The sequence below is a fragment of the Pseudomonas sp. Sample_10 genome, assembly GCF_004321495.1.
Classification (GTDB): domain Bacteria; phylum Pseudomonadota; class Gammaproteobacteria; order Pseudomonadales; family Pseudomonadaceae; genus Aquipseudomonas.
In genome coordinates this window covers 1-22,408 of sequence record NZ_RCOE01000162.1, presented here as the reverse complement: position 1 = coordinate 22,408, position 22,408 = coordinate 1, and the positions used below count along the sequence as shown (strand labels likewise).

The following is a 22,408-nucleotide window of genomic DNA, read 5'->3' as shown; positions in this document are numbered from 1 at the left end:
ATTCCTCTTTCAAACGGCTGGCGACCACATCGAACTGCAGCACACCGACGGCGCCGAGGATGATGTCGTTGCTGCGTTCCGGGAAGAACACCTGGGTCGCGCCTTCTTCGGCCAGCTGTTGCAGGCCCTGGCGCAGTTGCTTGGATTTAAGCGGGTCTTTGAGGCGCACGCGGCGGAACAGTTCCGGGGCGAAGTGCGGGATGCCGGTGAAGCCCAGGACTTCGCCTTCGCTGAAGGTGTCGCCGATCTGGATGGTGCCGTGGTTGTGCAGGCCGATGATGTCGCCAGCAAACGCTTCCTCAAGCTGCTCACGCTCGGAGGAGAAGAACGTCAGGGCATCGCCGATGCGCACGTCCTTGCCGGTGCGCACGTGGCGCATCTTCATGCCTTTTTCGTACTTGCCCGAGCAGATACGCATGAAGGCGATGCGGTCGCGGTGTTTCGGGTCCATGTTCGCCTGGATCTTGAAGATGAAGCCGGAGAACTTCTCCTCCACCGGCTCCACGGTGCGCTCGTTGGCCACCCGTGCCAGAGGGCGCGGAGCCCAATCGACCACAGCGTCGAGAACATGGTCGACACCGAAGTTGCCCAGCGCCGTACCGAAGAACACCGGGGTCAGCTGGCCGTCGAGGAATTCCTGCTGGTTGAACTCATGACAGGCCCCTTGCACCAGCTCGAGTTGTTCGAGGAAGCGCTCGTACTCGTCGCCCAGGTGCGCGCGCGCTTCATCGGAATCAAGCTTCTCGATGATCTTGGTTTCGGTGCGCTCATGACCATGACCGGCGGTGTAGACGATGATGTAGTCATCGGCCAGGTGATACACGCCTTTGAAGTCCCGGTAGCAGCCGATCGGCCAGGTGATCGGCGCGGCCTTGATCTTCAGGACCGCTTCGATTTCGTCGAGCAGTTCGATCGGGTCGCGGATGTCACGGTCGAGTTTGTTGATGAAGCTGACGATCGGCGTGTCACGCAGACGGCAGACGTCCATCAGCGCAATGGTCCGTGGCTCTACACCTTTACCGCCGTCGAGCACCATCAACGCCGAGTCCACCGCCGTCAGGGTGCGATAGGTATCTTCGGAGAAGTCTTCGTGGCCCGGGGTGTCGAGCAGGTTGATCATGTGCTCGCGATACGGGAACTGCATGACCGACGTGGTGATGGAGATACCACGCTGCTTTTCCATTTCCATCCAGTCGGAGGTGGCATGGCGGTCGGACTTGCGAGACTTCACCGTGCCGGCTACCGCAATCGCCTTGCCCATCAGCAAGAGCTTTTCGGTGATCGTGGTTTTACCGGCATCGGGGTGGGAAATAATGGCGAAAGTGCGGCGTTTCGCGACTTCGGCGGCCTGTTTGGTCATGGGAAATCGCCTGGCAGGTGATTCAAAAAAGGGCGCAGATTATAGCCCAAGTTGATCGAAGAACCGAACCGTTGAGCACATCAGGGGTGGCCAAATGCTGTTTCAGATGGGAACCTTTTGAATCACGGAGACGTCCACTCCCCCGTTACGACCATTCGTCAGGGGATGAAACATCTGCATTGTCGGCCTGACGAGGCTGCGCTTATGGCTCGATAAGCCGTACGCCGTCCCTACAGGGCGCGCGCTCGGTATCAGCTACTTCTCGCGAACGTTATTCCGGCAGCCAGGCATGGCATGCCACACGGAATGGCGTTCGCCGACTGAAAAAAAGGAGTCCGCCTGTGGCTATTCGCTATGGCAAAGGGCTGATAGGAGGCGTGCTGGTAATCGCCCTTCTGGCCCTGCTGATCCACTGGATCGGCATCAACACGATCGAACATTACCGCGACGATTTGTTGTTTTACCTGCAAGCTCATCTGATTCTCGTCCTCGCCTCCATGCTGGCCGCCCTTGTCGTGGGCATCCCTGCCGGCATATTCCTCAGCCGCCCGAACATGATCGGCCGCGCCGAGCGCTTCATGCAGTTCTTCAATATCGGCAACACGGTTCCGCCTCTCGCCGTTCTGGCCATCGCCCTCGGGATCCTCGGCATCGGCAGTGGCCCGGCGATCTTCGCCCTCTTCCTCGCCTCCTTGCTGCCCATCGTGCGCAACACCTACGAAGGCCTGAAAAACGTCCAGGGCTCACTCAAGGAAGCCGCGGTCGGTATCGGCATGACGCCCACTCAAGTGTTGTGGCGTGTCGAATTGCCCAACGCCGTGCCGATCATCATCGGCGGCGTGCGCGTGGCACTGGCAATCAATGTCGGAACCGCGCCGCTGGCCTTCCTGATCGGCGCCAACAGCCTCGGCAGCCTGATCTTCCCCGGTATTGCCCTGAACAATCAGCCGCAACTGCTGCTCGGCGCCGCGTGTACCGCGCTGCTGGCCTTGTTGCTCGATGGCCTGGTGACCCTCGCCAGCCGTCTCTGGCTCGAACGCGGTTTGCGCCCGTCTTAAGCCTCGGCAAAGGAATCATCATGAAAACATCAAGCTTTTTACTGGGCTGCGTTCTGCTGTTTGCAGGATTTGCCCAAGCCGCGGAAAAACCGGTTATTCGCATCGGCGCCCGGGTGTTCACCGAACAGACCCTGCTGGCGGAGATCACTTCGCAATACCTGCGTACCAAAGGTTACGAGGTGCAAGTCACCGGCGGCCTGGGCAGTAACCTCGCCCGCAGTGCCCACGAAAGTGGGCAACTGGACATGCTTTGGGAATACACCGGCGTGTCGTTGGTTTCCTACAACCATGTCACTGAAAAACTCGACAGCGAACAGTCCTACGCACGAGTCAAAGAACTCGACGCGAAAAAAGGCCTGGTCTGGCTCACTCCGTCGAAGTTCAGCAACACCTACGCCCTCGCCCTGCCGAAAAACGTCGCTGACCAGTACCCACAGATCAACACCATCAGCGAGCTCAACTCGGTGCTGCGCAAGGAAGCCCAGACCAACAACCTGGTGGCGCTGGACACCGAGTTCGCCAATCGCTCGGACGGACTCGAAGGCATGGTCGAGCTCTACGACATGAACCTGACCCGCAAGAACATCCGCCAGATGGACGCTGGCCTGGTCTATACCGCGCTGCGCAACGGCCAGGTGTTTGCCGGACTGGTCTACACCACCGACGGTCGACTCAACGCCTTCAAGTTGAAACTGCTGGAAGACGACAAGCATTACTTCCCGGACTACACCGCCGCACCGGTGGTGCGTCAGGCCTACCTTGATGCGCATCCGCAACTCGCCGAACAGCTCAAGCCACTGGCTGAACTGTTCGACGACGACACCATGCGCGAGCTCAACGCGCGGGTCGATGTCGAGCATCAAAGTCCGTCAGCCGTCGCCGCCGATTTCCTGCGCCGCCACCCGATTAACTAAGGAGGAAAAGTCATGGAATTCTTGAACGCCTTTTCCCATCTCGACTGGTCGCAGGTTTTGCACCTGACGTGGCAACACATCACGCTTGTCGGGATCGCCGTAACCCTGGCGATCGTGGTCGGCGTGCCGCTGGGCATTTTGATGACACGCTTCCCGAGCCTCGCCGGGCCTTTGCAGGCCAGCGCCACGGTGCTGCTGACCGTGCCGTCGATTGCGCTGTTCGGCCTGCTACTGCCGTTCTACTCGAAATTCGGCCAGGGCCTCGGTCCGATGCCGGCGATCACTGCGGTGTTCCTTTATTCACTGCTGCCGATCATGCGCAACACCTACCTGGCGCTGAGCGGTGTCGAACCGGGTATTCGTGAAGCCGCGCGAGGTATCGGCATGACCTTCGGCCAGCGCCTGCGCATGGTCGAACTGCCGATTGCCGTGCCGGTGATCCTTGCCGGTGTGCGCACCGCCGTGGTCATGAACATCGGCGTCATGACCATCGCCGCCACCATCGGTGCCGGTGGATTGGGCGTACTCATCCTCGCTTCCATCAGCCGCAGCGACATGTCGATGCTGATTGTCGGCGCCGTGCTGGTCAGTTTGCTGGCCATCTTCGCCGACCTGCTTCTGCAATGGCTGCAACGTTCGCTGACTCCAAAAGGACTCCTCAAATGATCGAACTTCAAAACCTCAGCAAGACCTTCCAAAGCAACGGCAAAGATGTGAAAGCCGTGGACTCGGTAAGCCTGACCGTCAATGAAGGCGAGATCTGCGTGTTCCTCGGGCCATCGGGTTGCGGCAAAAGCACCACGCTGAAAATGATCAACCGCCTGATCAAGCCGACCTCGGGCAAGATCCTGATCAACGGCGAAGACACCACCGGCCTCGACGAAGTGACCCTGCGTCGCAACATCGGCTACGTGATCCAGCAGATCGGTTTGTTCCCGAACATGACCATCGAAGAGAACATCGTGGTAGTGCCGAAATTGCTCGGCTGGGACAAACAGAAATGCCACGACCGCGCCCGCGAATTGATGAGCATGATCAAGCTCGAACCCAAGCAATACCTGCATCGTTATCCACGGGAATTGTCCGGTGGCCAGCAACAACGAATCGGCGTGATCCGCGCGCTGGCGGCCGATGCGCCGCTGTTGTTGATGGACGAACCGTTCGGCGCGGTCGACCCGATCAACCGCGAAATGATCCAGAACGAGTTCTTCGAAATGCAGCGGGCGCTGAACAAGACCGTGATCATGGTCAGCCACGACATCGACGAAGCCATCAAGCTCGGTGACAAGATCGCGATCTTCCGCGCTGGCAAGCTGCTGCAGATCGACCATCCGGACACACTGCTTGCGCATCCGGCGGATGACTTTGTCAGCAGCTTCGTCGGTCAGGACAGCACCCTTAAGCGCCTGTTGTTGGTGAAAGCCGAAGACGCAGCGGACAACGCGCCCTCTGTCAGCCCCGAAACACCCGTGGCCGAGGCGCTGGAATTGATGGACGAGCACGACCGCCGTTACGTGGTGGTGACTTGCACCGAGAACAAGGCGCTGGGCTACGTGCGCCGCCGCGACCTGCACCGCCAGACCGGCACGTGCGGGCAATACCTGCGCGAGTTCAACGCCACCGCTGCCTACGACGAACATTTGCGCATCCTGTTGTCACGGATGTATGAGTTCAACCGTTCGTGGCTGCCGGTGATGGATGCCGAGCGGGTGTTTTTGGGTGAAGTGACGCAGGAGTCCATTGCAGCCTATCTGAGTTCAGGTCGTTCACGCGGGATGAAGACCAGTATCGTCTCGCCAGCAGAGGCCGTGGTCGCCTGATCGATTAAAAGGTCGCACACCGAACCTGTGGCGAGGGAGCTTGCTCCCGCTGGGTCGCGAAGCGGCCCCTCTTTTAAAAAAGCGGGGACTGCTTCGCAGTCCAGCGGGAGCAAGCTACCTCGCCACAGTTTTTTGTGTTTTCAAAGACTGGAAAAGAATATCAACACCGAGGTGGGCTCTGGCACTGCTAAAGCACCCGCCACATTAATCAAAATCGCCTTCACACCCGCCTCTAGCCGCCAACGTCGCCGATGTTGACGCCATCACACTTCTCTACGAACTAGCTGACAAAAGCATCGAACGTGCAGGTATTTTTAACACTGGAAAAATCACGGGGAACATCTGCCCGTCACACAGGTCCGCTACAAAGAGTGATATCGGGTACGCACGTCAGAAGCGTGCAAAAACGCGACATTTTTTGTTGATCTCAAGCCCCTCACGCCCTAAAGTTCGCGCCGAACGTCCATGCTGGAAACGATCCATCCGGCTCAAGTACTGACGACGAGACAGCAAGGCCAAGGGAAAGCTGCACTTCCCATGGCCTTTTTGCTTTCGGCGACATGCCTTGGGAAGTAGGCGAACCAAAGTGGGGATACGGAGGACGTTCATTTGCACCCATTGATTAACGACGTTTGCCACTAGGAGTCCCAAGTATGTCGATCCAGGTCGAAGACTATTTTGCGCGCGAAACCTTTCAGAAAATGAAGGCGTTCGCCGACAAGCAAGAAACCCCGTTCGTGGTGATCGACACCGCGATGATCAGCCAGGCCTATGACGACCTGCGCGCCGGTTTCGAATTCGCCAAGGTCTACTACGCGGTCAAGGCCAACCCGGCCGTGGAAATCATCGACCTGCTCAAAGAGAAAGGCTCGAGCTTCGACATCGCCTCGATCTACGAGCTGGACAAAGTGCTGAGCCGCGGCGTCAGCGCCGACCAGATCAGCTACGGCAACACCATCAAGAAATCCAGGGACATCCGCTACTTCTACGAGAAGGGCGTACGTCTGTTCGCTACCGACTCCGAAGCCGACCTGCGCAACATCGCCAAAGCAGCGCCGGGTTCGAAAGTCTATGTACGTATTCTCACCGAAGGCTCGACCACCGCCGACTGGCCATTGTCGCGCAAATTCGGCTGCCAGACCGACATGGCCATGGACCTGCTGATCCTCGCCCGTGACCTCGGCCTGGTGCCCTACGGCATCTCCTTCCACGTCGGTTCGCAACAGCGCGACATCAGCGTCTGGGACGCGGCTATCGCCAAGGTCAAAGTAATCTTCGAGCGTCTGAAAGAAGAAGACGGCATCGAACTGAAGCTGATCAACATGGGCGGCGGCTTCCCGGCCAACTACATCACCCGCACCAACAGCCTGGAAACCTACGCTGAAGAAATCATCCGTTTCCTCAAGGAAGACTTCGGTGATGACCTGCCGGAAATCATCCTCGAACCCGGCCGCTCGCTGATCGCCAACGCCGGTATCCTGGTCAGTGAAGTGGTATTGGTCGCGCGCAAGTCCCGCACTGCGGTTGAGCGCTGGGTATATACCGACGTGGGTAAGTTCTCCGGCCTGATCGAAACCATGGACGAAGCCATCAAGTTCCCGATCTGGACCGAAAAGAAAGGCGAGATGGAAGAAGTGGTCATCGCCGGCCCGACTTGCGACAGCGCCGACATCATGTACGAAAACTACAAGTACGGCCTGCCGCTGAACCTGGCCATCGGTGATCGCCTGTACTGGTTGTCGACCGGTGCCTACACCACCAGTTACAGCGCCGTTGAGTTCAATGGCTTTCCGCCGCTGAAATCGTTTTACGTTTGATAGGCATCCTCTCTGGTCCTGAAACAGGGTAACCCGTGTTCAGGACCAGACATTCCATTAAAAAAGCCCATAAATTTTATGGGCTTTTTTTCATTCACGAAGCCAAAGCTCAAGGTGGTTCATCATCTTCACGCACTCACCAGCGCCCTCCAGGGTGCCGGCCAGCTTGAAGTTTAATTCGCCGAGCCTCGCTGCCGTCTTTGCCCGGAGCAGCTCAATGAACACCCCATGGATACGTCGATAAAGCTCCTCAATGAATAACTGCATCTGAGCGATCACCGCAACGAACCCGGTGAATAACGCTGCAATATCTGCCTTATATTCTTCAGCGCTGACTGAAGGGTCCCTCGAAGAGTAATTGAAGTCCCAGACCGGAGTAGTCACAGGCTCGCCGAATAACGCCTGTGCAACCTTTGGCGTTGCATGGCAATTACAGGACCGATATTCCATGGCTGTGGTGAATACCGACCTCAACCCAAACGATTCTACATATACTTCTCCCAACGTAAATTTCAATTCTCCTACCGCGATTCTTAGCTCATCGAATCGAAGAGCCAGTTCATGAATCAAATCTGGCACCTTCGTTGGCGGAAATAACATCCAGGTCGGGGACCTGGATAAACTGAACTGCCTGAAATCCACCAGATCAATGGGCTCATCCCGCGAGGTTTTTCCGGTCATCTCCAAACATTCACGAGTGAATATTTCGAGATCTGAAAAAAAAGCTTCGCCTAAAAGCAAAGTTTCTCTGGTACGCCCCCAAAAGGTCTTTAAATATCGCTCATTGAACGGGGCATTCACCAAGCGCGAGTCCTTGGGCAGACTGGCAAGTTGATGGCCATTTTTTCTACGATGCTCAAACATAAGCGATATACGATCAAAGGTCGGATACAAAGAACCTAGAAAAGTGCTGTATCGATTTAAAATGCGCCGTTGCGCTGATGTAAAACCATAGTCTTGTGAATTCATATTCATCATTTGAAGGGGATGGGCATATGACCACCCCCTAAATCCTGTTTATTGATAAACTGGTTTCATGTATTTGACAACTTCCGCTATTTTGGACATTGCACTATCCGCTCGCTTTTCGACGGAAATCGAAGCATCTTGCTTGAACTCACGAGAAAATTTTTCTACATCATTCTTCAGCTTTGAAAACTCATTCACGTATTTCGAACGACCGTCATCCACCTCGTTCAATGTCTTGACCAGAGTGATTTTCCCATCAATCTGGAGAATATGCCTGGCGTACTTTTGCGAGTGCGCTCGCAAATCAGTTGCCTTCTCGGCGAGTCGGTTATACGCGGCCACCATATTGAGAAAAGAAATAGCCTCACCTATACCCGAGATTATTTTCTTAAGCATATCAACAGCAAATAACGCAACCTGGACCTGCGGGGGTGCCAAACCCAACGCTTTCAAACTTTCAAGTGACAATTGAGCTTCTTCGCCAATTTTTTCGACGCCAGCTTTGGCGATCAAGTCAATCGCTTCGGACACCGACTTCATCTGCTCAGTCAGCTCGGCCAATTTTTCCTCGGTTTTAATCTTGAGGTCTTCCGTGAATATCCGATCCTGCGTGAGCGCTACAATCCATCCTTCAGGAGCCTCCCGATCATATGGGATGCTAATACCCCTTTGAATGCTTTTTAGATCCTCAGCATGTGCGCAGACTTTATTGGAAAGGTTATTGAGTTCCACCTCCATATCCTCCCGTACTTCATCCGCATCCTCCGGATTAACCAATTCTGCCTGGTAGCCTTTGAGCTTTTTCTCGGCACGCTCAAGAAAAAGAGTAAAGTCCTGAGCATTCTTGCGCAGCTCAAATGTAATCTTGTTAATATTGAACGCTACGCTATTCATCGTAACAACAGTGCCCGGCAAGTAATCGAATTGTTCGAAAAGCATTTGCGCAGAAGTATTCGCCCCTTGCACTTCAGCATTATGACCACGCAGCTTGACCACATTAAAAACCGGAACATCCACACTATAAATCAACCCACGCATTGCCATCCCCTCCCCAAAAACCAAACGATTGCTCTCATATTCTTTATCAGCCTCTGCGAACACGCTGAGCAACTGATCCGAACCTACTTTTATCTGCTCCCAAGGCTCGACAATACTGAGTATCTGATTCTTGAATCGTCTCAGGGAGGTTGCTTCATCCAGCTTGGTAACGTCTTGCATGGAAGCCGCGATGTAGTTACTCAACGCATTCCATACCAGCATAAGGTTTTGAGTCGCCACTTCAGCTTCAACCGCAACGTAACTCAGGTTCTGCAGATCATCACGCACTCTGTTCAAAGAGCTCAGTGTCTGGCTTTTGCTGGCCATCAATTGATTCGCGGTTCTTTGCAAATCTTTAAGCTTGTTACGCTGAGTGCGTATCTGCTCAGCTTTGACACCCTGGTAGATGCCGAGAATCAAACCGCCAACATTCAAGGTCGCTGCTGCCTTGATTGCCTCTTGAACCATCTGATCATATTGCTTGTTGAGATCCTCAATCTCTTTTGAGCGCTGATCAATTTCATCCTGCAGAACCTGTATATCTGCCCCATAGGTATTGTTCTTAACAAACTCAAGTCGCAACCTGATTTGCGGCAGCACTTTCGTGAGCATGTCGTGGCCAAACTCGTTCAGTCTGGTTCGTACCGACTCGGCGCTTTGATGACATTGCGTGACCTTGAACAGCAGATCATTGAGGTAGATTCGAATTTCGTTTACATCTCCGGGAGACACCTCATCACTGGGGAGGCCTGGAACTTTCATTTTCAGTTTCAGATACTCTTCCGGCGTATTGATATTATGTTCTTCCAGATATTTCGATATCTTGAGGTCCTCATACACCTCTACAATTGAGTAACCTGTCCTGAGGATGCTGCCGGCAAAAATTTTCAGCTCGTTGCCTGTCAGCATTATGTCCCGGCGTAATGGTGACCAGCGCTTGGCATGGTTATAGGTCAAAGTGAATGTAAGTAAAAAATCACTCGCCGTCAGCCCCTTGCCCCCCTCATCACCCGCGCCGTAATTCAAGTATGCAATTACATCTTGTAGCCGAACAGGAAGAGAAAGCCCTAACGTTTCATACTTCTTGAGACTGATGATCTGTTCCTTGGTCAACTGTATCCCCATTCCACGGTGATGCTCTTCACCCTCACCTAACGATGCATTCACAAACACCTGGGGTGTTTTGGCGGCAGCTTCGACCAGTTCATTATTCGTTTTCAACTCCATCAGAGACTCCTTGTCTTCGTCGAGTATTAAGAAAGAATTAACAACAACAATATTCAAGCGCCGCTTCCGGCGACACTTTTCAATACTGTGAAAACAACCTTAAGGCGATACGAAACAAATCAACAAGTCTTTAACTATTAAAATTCAAGACAGCAGACATTAATAAAATAACCAGACCAGCAACAACCATCCCGCCCGCCAACTTTTACAGCGCGAGATTTTAATATGGGCTTTCTATTAATTAATGAACAGCGAAGCTGTTACGACGTGACCAACTGTGATAATCGCTGTTGATAAACTTCAGCCATCCCACGAATCTGCGGATGTCTTGCGCTCGACAAGGCTACAACGCTCACCCGCAGGAAATTGCTGTTTCCTCCCGCCAACGCCTTGTGCAACCACTCCAGAGCCTCGCCGATTTGTCCTTCTTCCGCCAGGAGCCCTGCATAACTGAATTGCCCACGAAAATCCCCGCCGAGCGCCGAGCGTCGATACCAGCTTCGCGCCGCGAGTGGGTCAGCGAGGCAAAACTTGCCTTCCTCCAGATAACGCCCCAACAGATTCATCGACTTCGCATGGCCCAGTTCGGCTGCCTGGCGATACAGACTCAAGGCTTGCCGCTGATCCACCGCCACGCCACGCCCGGTCGCCAACAGATTGGCATAGTTGTATATCGCCCAATCCAGTCCGGCTTCGGCAGCCTGGCGATAATGCCCCGCAGCAACCGTCGCATCGGCTACGCAACCCCAACCGTGTTCATGACAACGACCCAGCATGTTGCGCGCCATCAAATGCCCGCCTTGGGCAGCGATCTCGAACCAGCGCACAGCCAGCGGCTGATCCTGCTCAATACCTTGCCCATCCAGCAAAATTTGCCCGAGCAAGGCCTGAGCGTCGAGCACACCCTCACGCGCGGCGATCAAAATCGCCTGTGCAGCGCGTGCCGGGCTTTCCTCGAGCATGGTTTTAAGCTGGTCACCGTCGAGGACTTCCTCGCGGCGCAAACGAAAATCCGCCACTTACACCTCGACCCAGCGGCGCAACAGATTGTGATAAGTGCCGGTCAAGCGGATCAACGATGGGTGATCGGGCACATCGCGGGTCAGGTCGCGGATCGCCCCGTCCATCTCGAACAACAGTGCGCGCTGGCTGTCTTCACGCACCAGGCTCTGCGTCCAGAAGAACGAGGCGTATCGCGTACCCCGCGTCACCGCGTTGACCTTGTGCAGGCTGGTGCCGGGGTACAGGACCATGTCGCCGGCGGGCAACTTCACACGCTGGGTGCCGTAGGTATCCTGGATTTCCAGTTCGCCGCCGTCGTAGTCCTCGGGCTCACTGAAGAACAGCGTGGCCGACAGGTCAGTGCGTACCCGTTCGATGCTGCCCTTGGGTTGGCGCACGGCGTTATCGATGTGGAAATCGAAACTGCCACCGGCCGTGTAACAGTTCAGCAACGGAGGAAAGACCTTGTGCGGAAGTGCTGCTGACATGAACTGCGGATTTTTCCACAGTCGCTCCAGCATGGCCGCGCCAATCTCCTTGGCCAGCGGATGGCCTTCCGGCAATTGCAAATTGTGCTTCGCCTTGGCCGACTGGTAACCGGCGGTGATCTTGCCGTCGGCCCAATCAGCCTGTTCCAGAGCCTCGCGGATGCGCTGCACTTCTTCTTTTTCGAACAAGCCTGGAATGTGCAGCAGCATGGCGTAGACACCTGGAAGCAAAAGGACGCCAATGGTATTGATTCTTATTGCCTGTGTAAAACCCGCTAGACGAACGAAGCAGCAAAAACCGTAAGGTCAAATTGTAAAGAATGTAAATTCAGTGCGAATAGCAATATTTCGCAATTGCTACAAATACGTGTTTACCCTATATTCCGCCGCCTCAAATCCTTGGGGAGGGGAATCAAAATGTCACGTCAACACCCACAATTACCGGTCAGCTCACCGCGTTTGCTCGCTTCTGCAATTGGCGTGGCAATCACCGCCGGCTCCGCTGGCCACATGGTTTTCGCGGCTGAAAAAACCGACGAGAAAGCGCCGGGCAACACGATTTCCCTCGGTGCCACGGCCATCACCGGTGAAGCCCAGGACGACACTTCCTACAACGTCGAAAAAGCCTCCTCACCCAAGTACACCGCGCCGCTGGTTGACACTCCGCGTTCGATCACGGTCATCCCGCAACAAGTCCTCAAGGACACGGGCGCGATGAACATGCAGGACGCGTTGCGCACCGTTCCCGGCATCACCTTCGGTGCCGGTGAAGGTGGCAACCCGCAAGGCGACCGTCCGTTCATTCGTGGTTTCGATGCCCAAGGCGACACCTATCTGGATGGCGTGCGCGATACCGGTTCGCAGAGCCGCGAGATCTTCGCCGTAGAGTCGATCGAAGTCAGCAAAGGCCCGAACTCGGCCATCGGCGGCCGCGGCGCGGCCGGGGGCAGCATCAACCTTGTGAGCAAAAAAGCGCATCTGGGCGACTCGTTCGACGGTGGTTTCACCTGGGGCTCCGACCAGACCCAGCGTTACACCATGGACGGCAACTATCAGTTTTCCGACACCGTCGCCGGCCGTCTGAACCTGATGAGCCACGAGAGCAACGTCGCCGGCCGTGACAGCGTCGACTACGATCGCTGGGGCGTGGCGCCGTCGCTGGCGTTCGGCCTGGGCACCGACACCCGGGTCAACCTCGACTACTACCACCTCGAAAGCAACGACACGCCAGACTCGGGCATTCCTTATTCGATCCCGACCGCAGGCTCGGCGGCGCGTACCAAGGCCAATCCGGACAAACCGGATGACGGCGGCGACAGCAGCAACTTCTATGGCCTCGACAACCGCGACTTCCGCAAGACCCGCGTCGACACGGCCACCATTGCCATCGAGCACGACCTGAGCGACGCGCTCACGGTCAAGAACACCCTGCGTCATGGCAACAGCATGCAGGACTACATCCTGACCCAGCCGGACGACAGCAAGGGCAACGTCAACAATGGCAGCGTCTGGCGCCGTGCGAACACCCGCGTCAGCAACACCGAGACCACCACCAACCAGACCGACCTGTTTGGCGACGTCTACATCGCCGGCTTCAAGAACAGCTTCGCCACCGGTATCGAGCTGAGCCGCGAAGAAAGCAAGAAGTCCTCGTACAACGTCAACACCGACACCACGCCAAGAACTGCCGCAGCGACCACCAATTGCAGCCCCGCGCTGATCGGCGCGCCAAGCGGTTACAACTGCACCTCGCTGTCCAGCCCGAACCCGAGCGACCCATGGAACGGCGCGATCTCGCGCAACTATGCCGGCACCGACACTACGGGTAAAACCTACGCGCTCTACGTGTTCGACACTTTGACATTGTCCGAGCAGTGGCTGGTGAACATGGGCCTGCGCTACGACCACTTCGACACCGACTACAAGACCTACAACGCGGCCGGCACCACCACCTCCAAGGGCGATGATGTCAGCGAATTCGTTACCGGTCAGTTCGGTGTGGTCTACAAGCCCGCGGAAAACGGCAGCATCTATGCGTCCTACGCAACATCCGCCACCCCACCGGGCGCGACCCTGGGCGAAGGCCAGGACGGCAACCCGCTGGGTGGCACGCCTGATCGCAACGGTAACCTGCTGGCCAGCGACATGGAGCCGGAAACCACCAAGAACTACGAAATCGGTACCAAGTGGGATCTGCTGAACGATCGTCTGTCGTTGACCGCCGACATCTTCCGCACCGAGAAAGAAAACGCTCGGGTACAAACCAACACCACCACGTACGAAAACGTCGGCAAAACTCGCGTTCAAGGTTTCGAACTGTCGGCCACTGGCAAGCTCACCGACAAATGGCAGGTCTTCGCCGGTTACGCCTACATGGACAGCGAGCAAATCGATGGCGGCGACATGCCAGCCAACCGAGCCAACAATGGCAACGAACTGCCGAACACACCGAAGAACAGTGCCAGCCTGTGGACGACTTACCAGGTCACGCCGAAGCTGACCATCGGCGGCGGCGCGTTCTATGTCGACGACGTGTTCGGTAGCGCAGCCAACACCACCATGGTTGATTCCTACGTTCGCTACGATGCGATGGCGGCCTACAAGCTGACCAAAAACGTCGACCTGCAATTGAACGTGCAGAACCTGACCGACGAAACCTACTACGACAAAGCGTTCTCGACTCACTTCGCCAACCAGGCGGCGGGCCGTACTGCTTTGCTGAGCACCAACTTCCACTTCTGATTGACTGTCATACGACAATCGCTGTGGGAGCGAGCTTGCTCGCGATGGGGCCATAACATTCAACATGCATGTTGACTGTAAGGCCGCCATCGCGAGCAAGCTCGCTCCCACAGCTTTTGTGTGTAAAAGGAATGTTTCTCGACAACCCACGGCATAATGCGCGCCGTGATGACAACTTTTGAACGAACAAGGCGAGCGACGTGTTGAAGAAAACCCTGTTCCAGTTGCACTGGTTTTTTGGCATCAGCGCCGGACTTGTCCTGGCCCTGATGGGCATTACCGGGGCGACGGTATCGTTTCAGGACGAGATCCTGTATGCGTTGAATCCTTCTGTGTTGCAGGTGCAGAAACAGGTCGCCGGTGTGCTGCCGCCCGCTGAATTGGTGGAGAAGATCGAAGCGGCCACGAACCTGAAAATCGCGATGCTCTCGGTCGACATCGACAACGACGTCGCCGCAAAAGCCTTCTTCACCCCGGCACCGGGTGAGCGCCGCGGCCCCATGCGTTTCTTCGATCCGTACACCGGCGAATTGCTGGGCGACGCCACTGGCCAGCAGTTCTTCGGCCTGATGCTGCAACTGCACCGTTTTCTCGCCATGGGCGATACCGGGCGGCAAATCACCGGCGCCTGTACCTTGATCCTGGTGTTCTTCTGCCTGTCCGGCCTCTATCTGCGCTGGCCGCGCCAGTGGAAAAGCTGGCGCGCGTGGCTGACTCTCGACTGGAAGAAAAAAGGTCGCAGCTTCAACTGGGACCTGCACTCGATCGCCGGCACCTGGTGCCTGGTGTTTTATCTCCTGGCAGCGCTGACCGGGCTGTCCTGGTCCTACGAGTGGTACAACAAGGGTCTGAACAAATTGCTCTCCGACTCACCGCAGAACGAACGCGTTCGTGGTGGTCGTGGCCCGGCACCGAAAGGCCCGGCGCCGACAGCCGATTACTCGGCCATGTGGAGCAGCATCTACAGCGCGGCCGGTCCCGGCCTGAGTTTCTATAACACCCGCATGCCACCGGTGGCCGGACAACCGGCGACCGTTTTCTATTTGCTCAAGGATTCGCCCCACGACCGCGCGCTGAACCAGATCACCCTCGATCCGCTCACCGGCGTCATCAAGCGGCACGAGCGCTACAGCGACAAGAGCTTCAAGGCACAGTTGCTGACCAGCATCTATGCGCTGCACGTCGGCAGTTTCTTCGGCATTGGTGGGCGGATCATCCTGACGATCACCGCGCTGACCATGCCGCTGTTCTTCATCACGGGCTGGCTGCTGTACCTCGATCGTCGACGCAAGAAACGCCAGATCAAGGACGCACGCAAAGGGCTGGCCCAATCAGCCAGCGATGTGCCAGCGTGGCTGATCGGCTTCGCCAGTCAGAGCGGCTTCGCCGAGCAACTGGCGTGGCAGACTGCCGGCCAATTGCAGGCCGCCGGCCTGCCGGTCAAGGTCCAGCCGTTGGCGGATGTCAGCGAGCAGGATCTGCGTGATTCGAGCAACGCTTTGTTCGTGGTCAGCACTTTCGGCGACGGCGAAGCACCCGATAGCGCCCGGGGGTTTGAACGCAAGTTACTGGGCCGCAGCTTGAGCCTGGAAAGCCTGAACTATGCGGTACTCGGCCTCGGTGACCGCCAGTATCAACACTTCTGTGGATTCGCCCGACGCCTGCACAGCTGGCTCGGCGAACATGGCGGCAAGACCCTGTTCGCCCCCGTGGAAGTCGACAGTGGCGACCCTTACGCCTTGCGTCACTGGCAGCAACAACTGGGCCAGTTGACCGGTCAGGCGCCGGTGGACACTTGGCAAGCGCCGAGCTACGACAACTGGACCCTGACCCGCCGCGAACAAATCAACCCGGACAGCAGCGGTTCGCCCGTCTATTTGCTGGGCCTCACCGCACCCACCACCAGCAGTTGGCTGGCTGGCGATCTGGTGGAAGTGTTGCCGCGCAACTGCCCTTGGGCGATCGAACATTTCCTTGATGGCCTGGGCATCGATGGACGGGCAACGATTGAACTCGACGGTTTGTCGCAACCGCTGGAGCAAGCCCTTGCCAGCCGCCAACTGCCAGAAAACCGCAGCCATCTGGTCGGCCTGCACGCGCAAGCGCTGGTAGCCGCTCTGGTGCCGTTGGCCAAGCGCGAATACTCCATTGCCTCGATTGCCGCCGACGGCATTCTGGAGTTGATCGTTCGCCAGGAACTGCATGCCGATGGCAGCCTCGGTGTCGGCTCCGGTTGGCTCACTGAACACGCGCCTGTAGGCAGCAGCATCAGTCTGCGGGTGCGCCGCAACAGCGGCTTCCATCTCCCGAACGAACCTGTGCCCATGATTCTGATCGGCAACGGCACCGGTCTGGCCGGCTTGCGCAGCTTGCTCAAGGCGCGGATTGCCGATGGCCAGCAACGCCAGTGGCTGTTGTTCGGCGAGCGCCATCGGCAACACGATTACCTGTGCCGCGATGAGCTGGAAGAGTGGTTGATTTCCGGAGATCTCCAGCGCCTGGACCTGGCGTTCTCGCGGGATCAGGCCGAGAAGATCTACGTGCAGGATCGCCTGCGCGAATCGGCCGGCGAGTTGAAGAAATGGCTGGCGGACGGCGCGGTGATCTACATCTGCGGCAGCTTGCAGGGCATGGCGTCCGGGGTCGATCAAGTGCTCAATGATGTGCTCGGTGCTGCCGAAGTCGAGCGCCTGATCGAACAAGGCCGCTACCGCCGCGACGTGTACTGACAACTGCGCACCTGCCCCTGTCGTTGATCGTTCCCACGCTCTGCGTGGGAATGCGGCCCTGGGACGCTCTGCGTCCCAAAAGCCGAACGCAGAGCGTCCGTAGAGGTGTTTCCACGCAGAGCGTGGGAACGATACTCCATCAGCGGGTCACACCGGCTGCAACGTCTGTTCAAAGACGGAAACCCCATCCAGATCACGCAACACCACGCTCAACGCCCCGCTTTGCCCTTCGATATTCACCTCACCGAAAAACTGAAACCCGGCAAACGGTGAAATGTTCTGCGCGGGCGGTGCTTTCTGGAACACCACTTGCGGGCCGAAGGTTTTATCCAGCGGATTAGGCCCGTAGCTCCCGGCATTCAGGGGACCTGCGACGAACTCCCAAAACGCTTCGAAATCCTGGAACGCGGCGCGCTCCGGGTGGTAGTGATGCGCGGCGCAATAATGCACATCCGCCGTCAGGAACAGGAAGTTGCGCACCTGCTGCGCCCGCAGGAACCCCAGCAGCTCGGCAATTTCCAGCTCGCGGCCCTGGGCCGGTCCCGGATCACCATTGGCCACCGCCTCCCAGCGTCCGACACCGGGGCTGACCTCGCCATCGGGCACGCCGAGGCCGATGGGCATGTCGGCAGCGATGACTTTCCATTGTGCCTTCGAAGCTTTCAACGATGCTTTCAACCAGTCCAGTTGTTCACGACCGAGGAAGGGTTTGGCGCCACCCAGGTTGTCGTCATTGGCCTCGCGGTAACTGCGCATGTCGAGCACAAACACATCGAGCAATGGTCCGTAACTGAGCTGGCGATAGATCCGTCCGCCACCATCGGCGCTCTGCAAACGCATCGGTGCATATTCGAGCCAGGCCTGACGCGCGCGGCCCACCAGGCTGTGGATATCTTGGCTCTTGTAGCGCTCATCCAGTTGCTTGCCTGGCGACCAATTGTTCACCACTTCATGGTCGTCCCACTGCCAGATTTGCGGCACTTCGGCGTTGAAACGACGGATGTTTTCGTCCATCAGGTTGTAGCGGTAATTGCCGCGGTAGTCGTCGAGGGTTTCGGCGACTTTGCTCTTGGCCTCGGTGGTGATGTTGCGCCACACGCGACCGCTTTCGGTGGTGAGTTGGGCGGGTACGGGGCCGTCGGCGTAGATGGTGTCGCCGCTGTGGATAAAGAAGTCCGGCAGGCGCAAACGCATGGCTTCGTAGATGCGCATGCCGCCGATGTCCGGGTTGATGCCGAAGCCCTGACCGATGGTGTCGCCGCTCCAGACGAACCGAATGTCGCGCCGGGTTTGCGGCACGCTGCGCAAGTGGCCGAACCACGGTTCGCTGGCGACGCCGCTCTGGGCATCTTCAAACTGTACGCGATAGAAAATCGCCTGGTCGGCGGGCAACCCGGTCAACTCGACACGGGCGGTGAAATCGGAGCGGGCATCGGCCAATGCCGAGACGAAACGCCGAGGGTTGGGGAACAGACTGCGGGTGTCCCATTCCACCACCATTCGAGCCGGGCGGTCGCTGCGGCTCCAGATAATCGCCCGGTCTCCCAACAGGTCGCCGGACTGCACGCCGTCGGTGAGTTGTGGTCGATCCTTGACCGAAGCGATGACCGCCGGCGCCAGCCCCGGCAACAACAGTCCGGCGCCGACCGCTTGCATCACACGACGACGGCCAAGGTTGAAATCGCTCATGGTGTTCTCCCTGGAAAAGGAAAAACTTAAGCACGTGTCCGTGACGCTGATGTGAAACCGCGATCCTTGTAGGAGCCGAGCTTGCTCGCGATGGCGGTGTTTCATTCACCTCGATGTTGAATGTCAGTCCGTCATCGCGAGCAAGCTCGGCGCCTACAAGGTTTCGCCTCAGGCCTTGGCCGGCTCCAGCGCCAACTCAACCGTCTCCGGGCGCTTGACCAGCGCATACACCACCGCCGTCAGCAAACTCCCGGCGACAATCGCCAACAGATACAGCAACGCATGATTGATCGCATTCGGAATCAGCATCACGAACAACCCACCGTGGGGCGCCATCAGTTTGCAGCCGAAATACATCGACAACGCACCGGTCAGCGCACCGCCGGCAATGCTCGCCGGAATCACTCGCAACGGATCTTTCGCAGCAAACGGAATCGCCCCTTCGGAGATGAAGCACAACCCCAGCACCAACGCCGCTTTACCGGCCTCGCGTTCGGTCTGGGCGAATTTGCGTCGGGCGATGAACGTGGCAATCCCCAGGCCAATCGGCGGCACCATGCCGGCGGCCATGGTCGCGGCCATCGGTGCATAACTCTGCGACGCCAGCAGTCCCACCGAAAATGCATAAGCGGCTTTGTTGATCGGTCCGCCGAGGTCGACGCACATCATCGCGCCCAGCAGCACGCCGAGGAGAATCGCGTTGGTGGTGCCCATGCTGTCGAGAAAATGCGTAAGCCCGGCAAGCATCCCCGCCACCGGTTTACCGACCACATAGATCATCACCAGACCGGTAAACAAACTGGCGAGCAACGGGATGATCAGAATCGGTTTCAACGCCTCGAGGCTTTGCGGCAAACGCGCGTAGCGGTTGATCGCCTGCGCCGCGTAACCGGCGATAAAACCGGCGATGATCCCGCCAATGAATCCAGCGCCCAGGGTGCTTGCCAACAGTCCACCGATCATCCCCGGCGCCAGGCCCGGCCGGTCAGCAATCGAGTAGGCGATGTAGCCCGCCAGCAACGGCACCATCAGCTTGAACGCCGTGTCGCCGCCAATTTGCATCAGCGCCGCCGCCAGCGTGCCCTCTTCCTTGAACGCAGTGATGCCGAACACGAAGGACAAGGCGATCATCAAGCCGCCCGCTACCACCATCGGCAGCATGAACGAGACGCCGGTCAACAGGTGCTTGTAAACGCCGGTCTTGTCTTTTTTGGCCGCGGCGCTGGCACCCGTCGCTGCGCTTTCCTGGGTGCCTTCGGCGAGGGCCTTGTTCAATGTCGCTTCGGCTTGCTTGAGCGCAATGCCGGTGCCGCAGCGGTAGATTTTCTTGCCGGCGAAACGCTCGGTGGCCACTTCGATGTCTGCTGCCAGCAACACCACGTCGGCATCGGCGATGGCCTGCGCACTCAGCGGGTTGCGCGCACCGACCGAGCCCTGGGTTTCCACTTGCAGGTCGTAGCCCAAGCGCTTGGCCGCTTGCTGCAATGCTTCGGCGGCCATGAAGGTATGCGCGACACCGGTCGGACACGCGGTGACCGCGACCAGGCGCGGCGCATTTTTTGCGGCCCCCGCCGGTTCCACGACGGCTTCAGCGACGGCTTCAGGCGCTGTGTAAACCTGAGCTTCTTCAGCCCCGCGGCGCAACACTGATTCCACATCCTGAAGGGCCTGGGCCGGGGTGCTCTGGTAGATGCGCTTGCCCACGAATCGCGACATGTCCACCGGCGCACTGGTGACCAGCAACACCCATTCGGCCGCATCGAGTGTGGCCGCCGACAGTTGCCGCTCGGGGTGCGCCGCATCGCTGATCTCGACGCTGGTGCTCCAACCCTGGCGCTGGGCTGCTGCGTCCAGCAAACGGGCGCACAGCACACTGGTGACCATGCCGTTCGGGCAGGCAGTAACAATGGCTAACTTCATGACCAACCCTCTTATTGTTCTGTCAGGGGACGCACGCGCACACCCTGTTCGAGCTGCGCCAGGCGCGCCGCATCGCTGATACCGAAACCGATCTGGGTAACCGCCATCGCGGCAATTGCCGTGGCCGTTCGCAAGGTTTGCTCAGGTGTATCGGCACTGACCAATCCGTGCAGCATGCCGGCCAGCAAGGAATCACCAGCGCCCACGGTGCTGGCGACGCTGACCTTGGGTGGCGTGGCATGCAGCGCCGAACCGACACTGAACCAGTTCACACCATCAGCGCCGTGGGAAATCACCACATGCTCGATACCCAGGGCGTGCAAACGGTTCGCCGCTTCTGCCTGGGCCAGAACCGAAACTGCTTCGCTGCCCAGCACCTCTGCCAACTCTTCGCTGTTGGGCTTGATCAGCCATGGGCCGGCCGTGAGCGCGGCGCGCAATGCTTCGCCGCTTGTGTCGAGGGCGACTTTCAAACCGAGGCTTTTCAAGCGCACGATCAGCGCCTGCAACCACTGCGGGCTGACACCCTGCGGCAGACTGCCCGCGACGACGACGGCGTCATGCCCCGGCGCAATCTGGTCAAGCCGATCAAGCAAATCCTGTTGCGCCGCCGCGCTGACCATCGGTCCCGGACCATTGAGGTCGGTGATGCGCCCGTCGCTTTCCGCCAGTTTGATATTGCTGCGGGTCTCGCCGGGAACACGGATGAATGCATCGACAAAACCGCGCTTGGCGAACAGGGTTTCGAACGCTTGCAGATTGTCTTCACCGAGAAAACCACTGACCGTCAGCTGATGGCCCAAGTCCGCCAGCACCTGTGCCACGTTCACCCCTTTACCGGCGGCGTGGCTGTGCAGGGCGTCGCTGCGATTGACCTGACCGGGCTCCAGGCGCGACAACTCGACGGTGAGGTCGAGCGCCGGGTTGAGGGTCAGGGTAAGAATCCGGGCCATTACAGGGCCTCCACTAGTGCGCGCACTTCATTGGCGCTGCCCACGGCGAGCGCCTCTCGGGCAAGAATTTGAGTCTGGCTGAGGCTGAGTTCGCGAATCCGCGCCTTGACCTCGGCAATGCTGCGACCACCGACGCTGAGCTCATCCACACCCAGACCGACCAGCACCGGCACCGCCAGCGGATCGGCCGCCAACTCACCGCAGACACCGACCCACTTGCCATGGGCATGGGCCGCTCGAACGGTGATATCGATCAGTTGCAGCACCGCCGGATGCAAGCCATCGGCCTGGGCGGAAAGCGTCGGATGACCCCGGTCGATGGCCAGGGTGTATTGCGTCAGGTCGTTGGTGCCGACACTGAAGAAATCGACCTCTTTGGCCAGCACCGGCGCCAACAACGCCGCCGACGGCACTTCGATCATGATCCCCAGTTGCAGGTCCGCCACCGGGATTTCCAGGCGCAGGCGTTCGGTCATGTCTCGTGCCTGACGCCACTCATCGACGCTGCCGACCATCGGGAACATGATCCGCAACGGACGGTTGTCGGCAGCGCGCAACAAGGCGCGCAACTGCGCTTCCATCACCTGCGGACGCTGCAGGGTCAGGCGAATGCCGCGCACGCCGAGAAACGGGTTTTCTTCCTTGGCAATCGGCCAATAAGGCAGCGGTTTGTCACCGCCGA

Annotated in this window: 16 protein-coding genes; 7 read left to right on the top strand and 9 right to left on the bottom strand. The window is 58.0% G+C overall.

What is annotated here, in order from left to right:
* The coding region (locus tag D8U18_RS16315) for a peptide chain release factor 3 (RefSeq protein ID WP_131108009.1) at positions 1-1,360 on the bottom strand (1,360 nt) is incomplete at its 3' end.
* Between the two features lie 341 nt (positions 1,361-1,701).
* Here D8U18_RS16315 and D8U18_RS16310 point away from each other — a divergent pair.
* The 5 genes from D8U18_RS16310 (at position 1,702) to D8U18_RS16290 (ending at position 6,969) form a co-directional block, all read left to right on the top strand.
* Complete coding sequence (locus D8U18_RS16310; RefSeq protein ID WP_056854991.1) at positions 1,702-2,418, top strand: ABC transporter permease; 717 nt, start codon at positions 1,702-1,704, stop codon at positions 2,416-2,418.
* 20 nt (positions 2,419-2,438) lie between these two features.
* Positions 2,439-3,332: a glycine betaine ABC transporter substrate-binding protein gene (locus tag D8U18_RS16305; RefSeq protein ID WP_131108008.1), complete on the top strand. Its 894-nt coding sequence runs from the start codon at positions 2,439-2,441 to the stop codon at positions 3,330-3,332.
* A 12-nt stretch (positions 3,333-3,344) separates the two neighbouring features.
* A complete protein-coding gene (locus tag D8U18_RS16300) occupies positions 3,345-3,998 on the top strand; it encodes an ABC transporter permease (protein ID WP_131108007.1) in 654 nt (217 codons plus the stop codon).
* Positions 3,995-5,152 (top strand): ABC transporter ATP-binding protein, encoded by a 1,158-nt coding sequence (locus D8U18_RS16295; RefSeq protein WP_056854988.1) that lies wholly within the window; start codon positions 3,995-3,997, stop codon positions 5,150-5,152. The genes D8U18_RS16300 and D8U18_RS16295 overlap by 4 nt, the downstream gene beginning before the upstream one ends.
* A gap of 653 nt (positions 5,153-5,805) precedes the next feature.
* On the top strand, positions 5,806-6,969 hold the full coding sequence (locus tag D8U18_RS16290; RefSeq protein ID WP_131108006.1) for a type III PLP-dependent enzyme: 1,164 nt from the start codon (positions 5,806-5,808) through the stop codon (positions 6,967-6,969).
* A gap of 90 nt (positions 6,970-7,059) precedes the next feature.
* Here the strand turns inward: D8U18_RS16290 and D8U18_RS16285 are convergent, their stop codons facing one another.
* From D8U18_RS16285 to D8U18_RS16270, 4 genes are all read right to left on the bottom strand, one after another.
* On the bottom strand, positions 7,060-7,938 hold the full coding sequence (locus D8U18_RS16285; RefSeq protein WP_131108005.1) for a hypothetical protein: 879 nt from the start codon (positions 7,936-7,938) through the stop codon (positions 7,060-7,062).
* A gap of 48 nt (positions 7,939-7,986) precedes the next feature.
* The gene (locus D8U18_RS16280; protein ID WP_131108004.1) at positions 7,987-10,203 is read right to left on the bottom strand and encodes an alpha-xenorhabdolysin family binary toxin subunit A; all 2,217 of its coding nucleotides are present in this window, start codon (positions 10,201-10,203) and stop codon (positions 7,987-7,989) included.
* A gap of 260 nt (positions 10,204-10,463) precedes the next feature.
* Positions 10,464-11,165 carry a tetratricopeptide repeat protein gene (locus D8U18_RS16275; RefSeq protein ID WP_056855257.1) on the bottom strand — a complete coding sequence of 234 codons (702 nt, stop codon included), beginning with the start codon at positions 11,163-11,165 and terminating at the stop codon, positions 10,464-10,466.
* A gap of 57 nt (positions 11,166-11,222) precedes the next feature.
* On the bottom strand, positions 11,223-11,903 hold the full coding sequence (locus tag D8U18_RS16270; protein ID WP_056854985.1) for a Fe2+-dependent dioxygenase: 681 nt from the start codon (positions 11,901-11,903) through the stop codon (positions 11,223-11,225).
* Positions 11,904-12,110: 207 nt separating this feature from the next.
* On the opposite strand from D8U18_RS16270, the gene D8U18_RS16265 reads away from it, so the two are divergent.
* Together D8U18_RS16265 and D8U18_RS16260 are read left to right on the top strand one after the other, a co-directional pair.
* Positions 12,111-14,435, top strand: coding sequence for a TonB-dependent siderophore receptor (locus D8U18_RS16265; protein WP_130908136.1), 2,325 nt, complete (start codon positions 12,111-12,113; stop codon positions 14,433-14,435).
* A gap of 200 nt (positions 14,436-14,635) precedes the next feature.
* Positions 14,636-17,164, top strand: coding sequence for a sulfite reductase flavoprotein subunit alpha (locus D8U18_RS16260; protein ID WP_131108003.1), 2,529 nt, complete (start codon positions 14,636-14,638; stop codon positions 17,162-17,164).
* A gap of 147 nt (positions 17,165-17,311) precedes the next feature.
* On the opposite strand, the gene D8U18_RS16255 is transcribed toward D8U18_RS16260, so the two are convergent.
* The 4 genes from D8U18_RS16255 to D8U18_RS16240 all read right to left on the bottom strand — a co-directional run.
* Positions 17,312-18,853, bottom strand: coding sequence for an alkaline phosphatase D family protein (locus D8U18_RS16255; RefSeq protein ID WP_131108002.1), 1,542 nt, complete (start codon positions 18,851-18,853; stop codon positions 17,312-17,314).
* Between the two features lie 168 nt (positions 18,854-19,021).
* Complete coding sequence (locus D8U18_RS16250; protein ID WP_130906248.1) at positions 19,022-20,773, bottom strand: PTS fructose-like transporter subunit IIB; 1,752 nt, start codon at positions 20,771-20,773, stop codon at positions 19,022-19,024.
* Positions 20,774-20,784: 11 nt separating this feature from the next.
* The gene (pfkB, locus tag D8U18_RS16245; RefSeq protein WP_131108001.1) at positions 20,785-21,726 is read right to left on the bottom strand and encodes a 1-phosphofructokinase; all 942 of its coding nucleotides are present in this window, start codon (positions 21,724-21,726) and stop codon (positions 20,785-20,787) included.
* A partial coding sequence (locus D8U18_RS16240) for a putative PEP-binding protein (RefSeq protein ID WP_131108000.1) occupies positions 21,726-22,408 on the bottom strand: 683 nt, incomplete at its 5' end. The genes D8U18_RS16240 and pfkB, both read right to left, overlap by 1 nt.

Bases quoted from the DNA above. Each gene is read 5' to 3' on its own strand.
- D8U18_RS16265 (WP_130908136.1), top strand. From the start codon at position 12,111: ATGTCACGTCAACACCCACAATTACCGGTCAGCTCACCGCGTTTGCTC.
- D8U18_RS16250 (WP_130906248.1), bottom strand. From the start codon at position 20,773: ATGAAGTTAGCCATTGTTACTGCCTGCCCGAACGGCATGGTCACCAGT.
- D8U18_RS16300 (WP_131108007.1), top strand. From the start codon at position 3,345: ATGGAATTCTTGAACGCCTTTTCCCATCTCGACTGGTCGCAGGTTTTG.
- D8U18_RS16295 (WP_056854988.1), top strand. From the start codon at position 3,995: ATGATCGAACTTCAAAACCTCAGCAAGACCTTCCAAAGCAACGGCAAA.
- D8U18_RS16285 (WP_131108005.1), bottom strand. From the start codon at position 7,938: ATGAATTCACAAGACTATGGTTTTACATCAGCGCAACGGCGCATTTTA.
- D8U18_RS16280 (WP_131108004.1), bottom strand. From the start codon at position 10,203: ATGGAGTTGAAAACGAATAATGAACTGGTCGAAGCTGCCGCCAAAACA.
- D8U18_RS16275 (WP_056855257.1), bottom strand. From the start codon at position 11,165: ATGCTCGAGGAAAGCCCGGCACGCGCTGCACAGGCGATTTTGATCGCC.
- D8U18_RS16290 (WP_131108006.1), top strand. From the start codon at position 5,806: ATGTCGATCCAGGTCGAAGACTATTTTGCGCGCGAAACCTTTCAGAAA.
- D8U18_RS16270 (WP_056854985.1), bottom strand. From the start codon at position 11,903: ATGCTGCTGCACATTCCAGGCTTGTTCGAAAAAGAAGAAGTGCAGCGC.
- D8U18_RS16305 (WP_131108008.1), top strand. From the start codon at position 2,439: ATGAAAACATCAAGCTTTTTACTGGGCTGCGTTCTGCTGTTTGCAGGA.
- pfkB (WP_131108001.1), bottom strand. From the start codon at position 21,726: ATGGCCCGGATTCTTACCCTGACCCTCAACCCGGCGCTCGACCTCACC.
- D8U18_RS16255 (WP_131108002.1), bottom strand. From the start codon at position 18,853: ATGAGCGATTTCAACCTTGGCCGTCGTCGTGTGATGCAAGCGGTCGGC.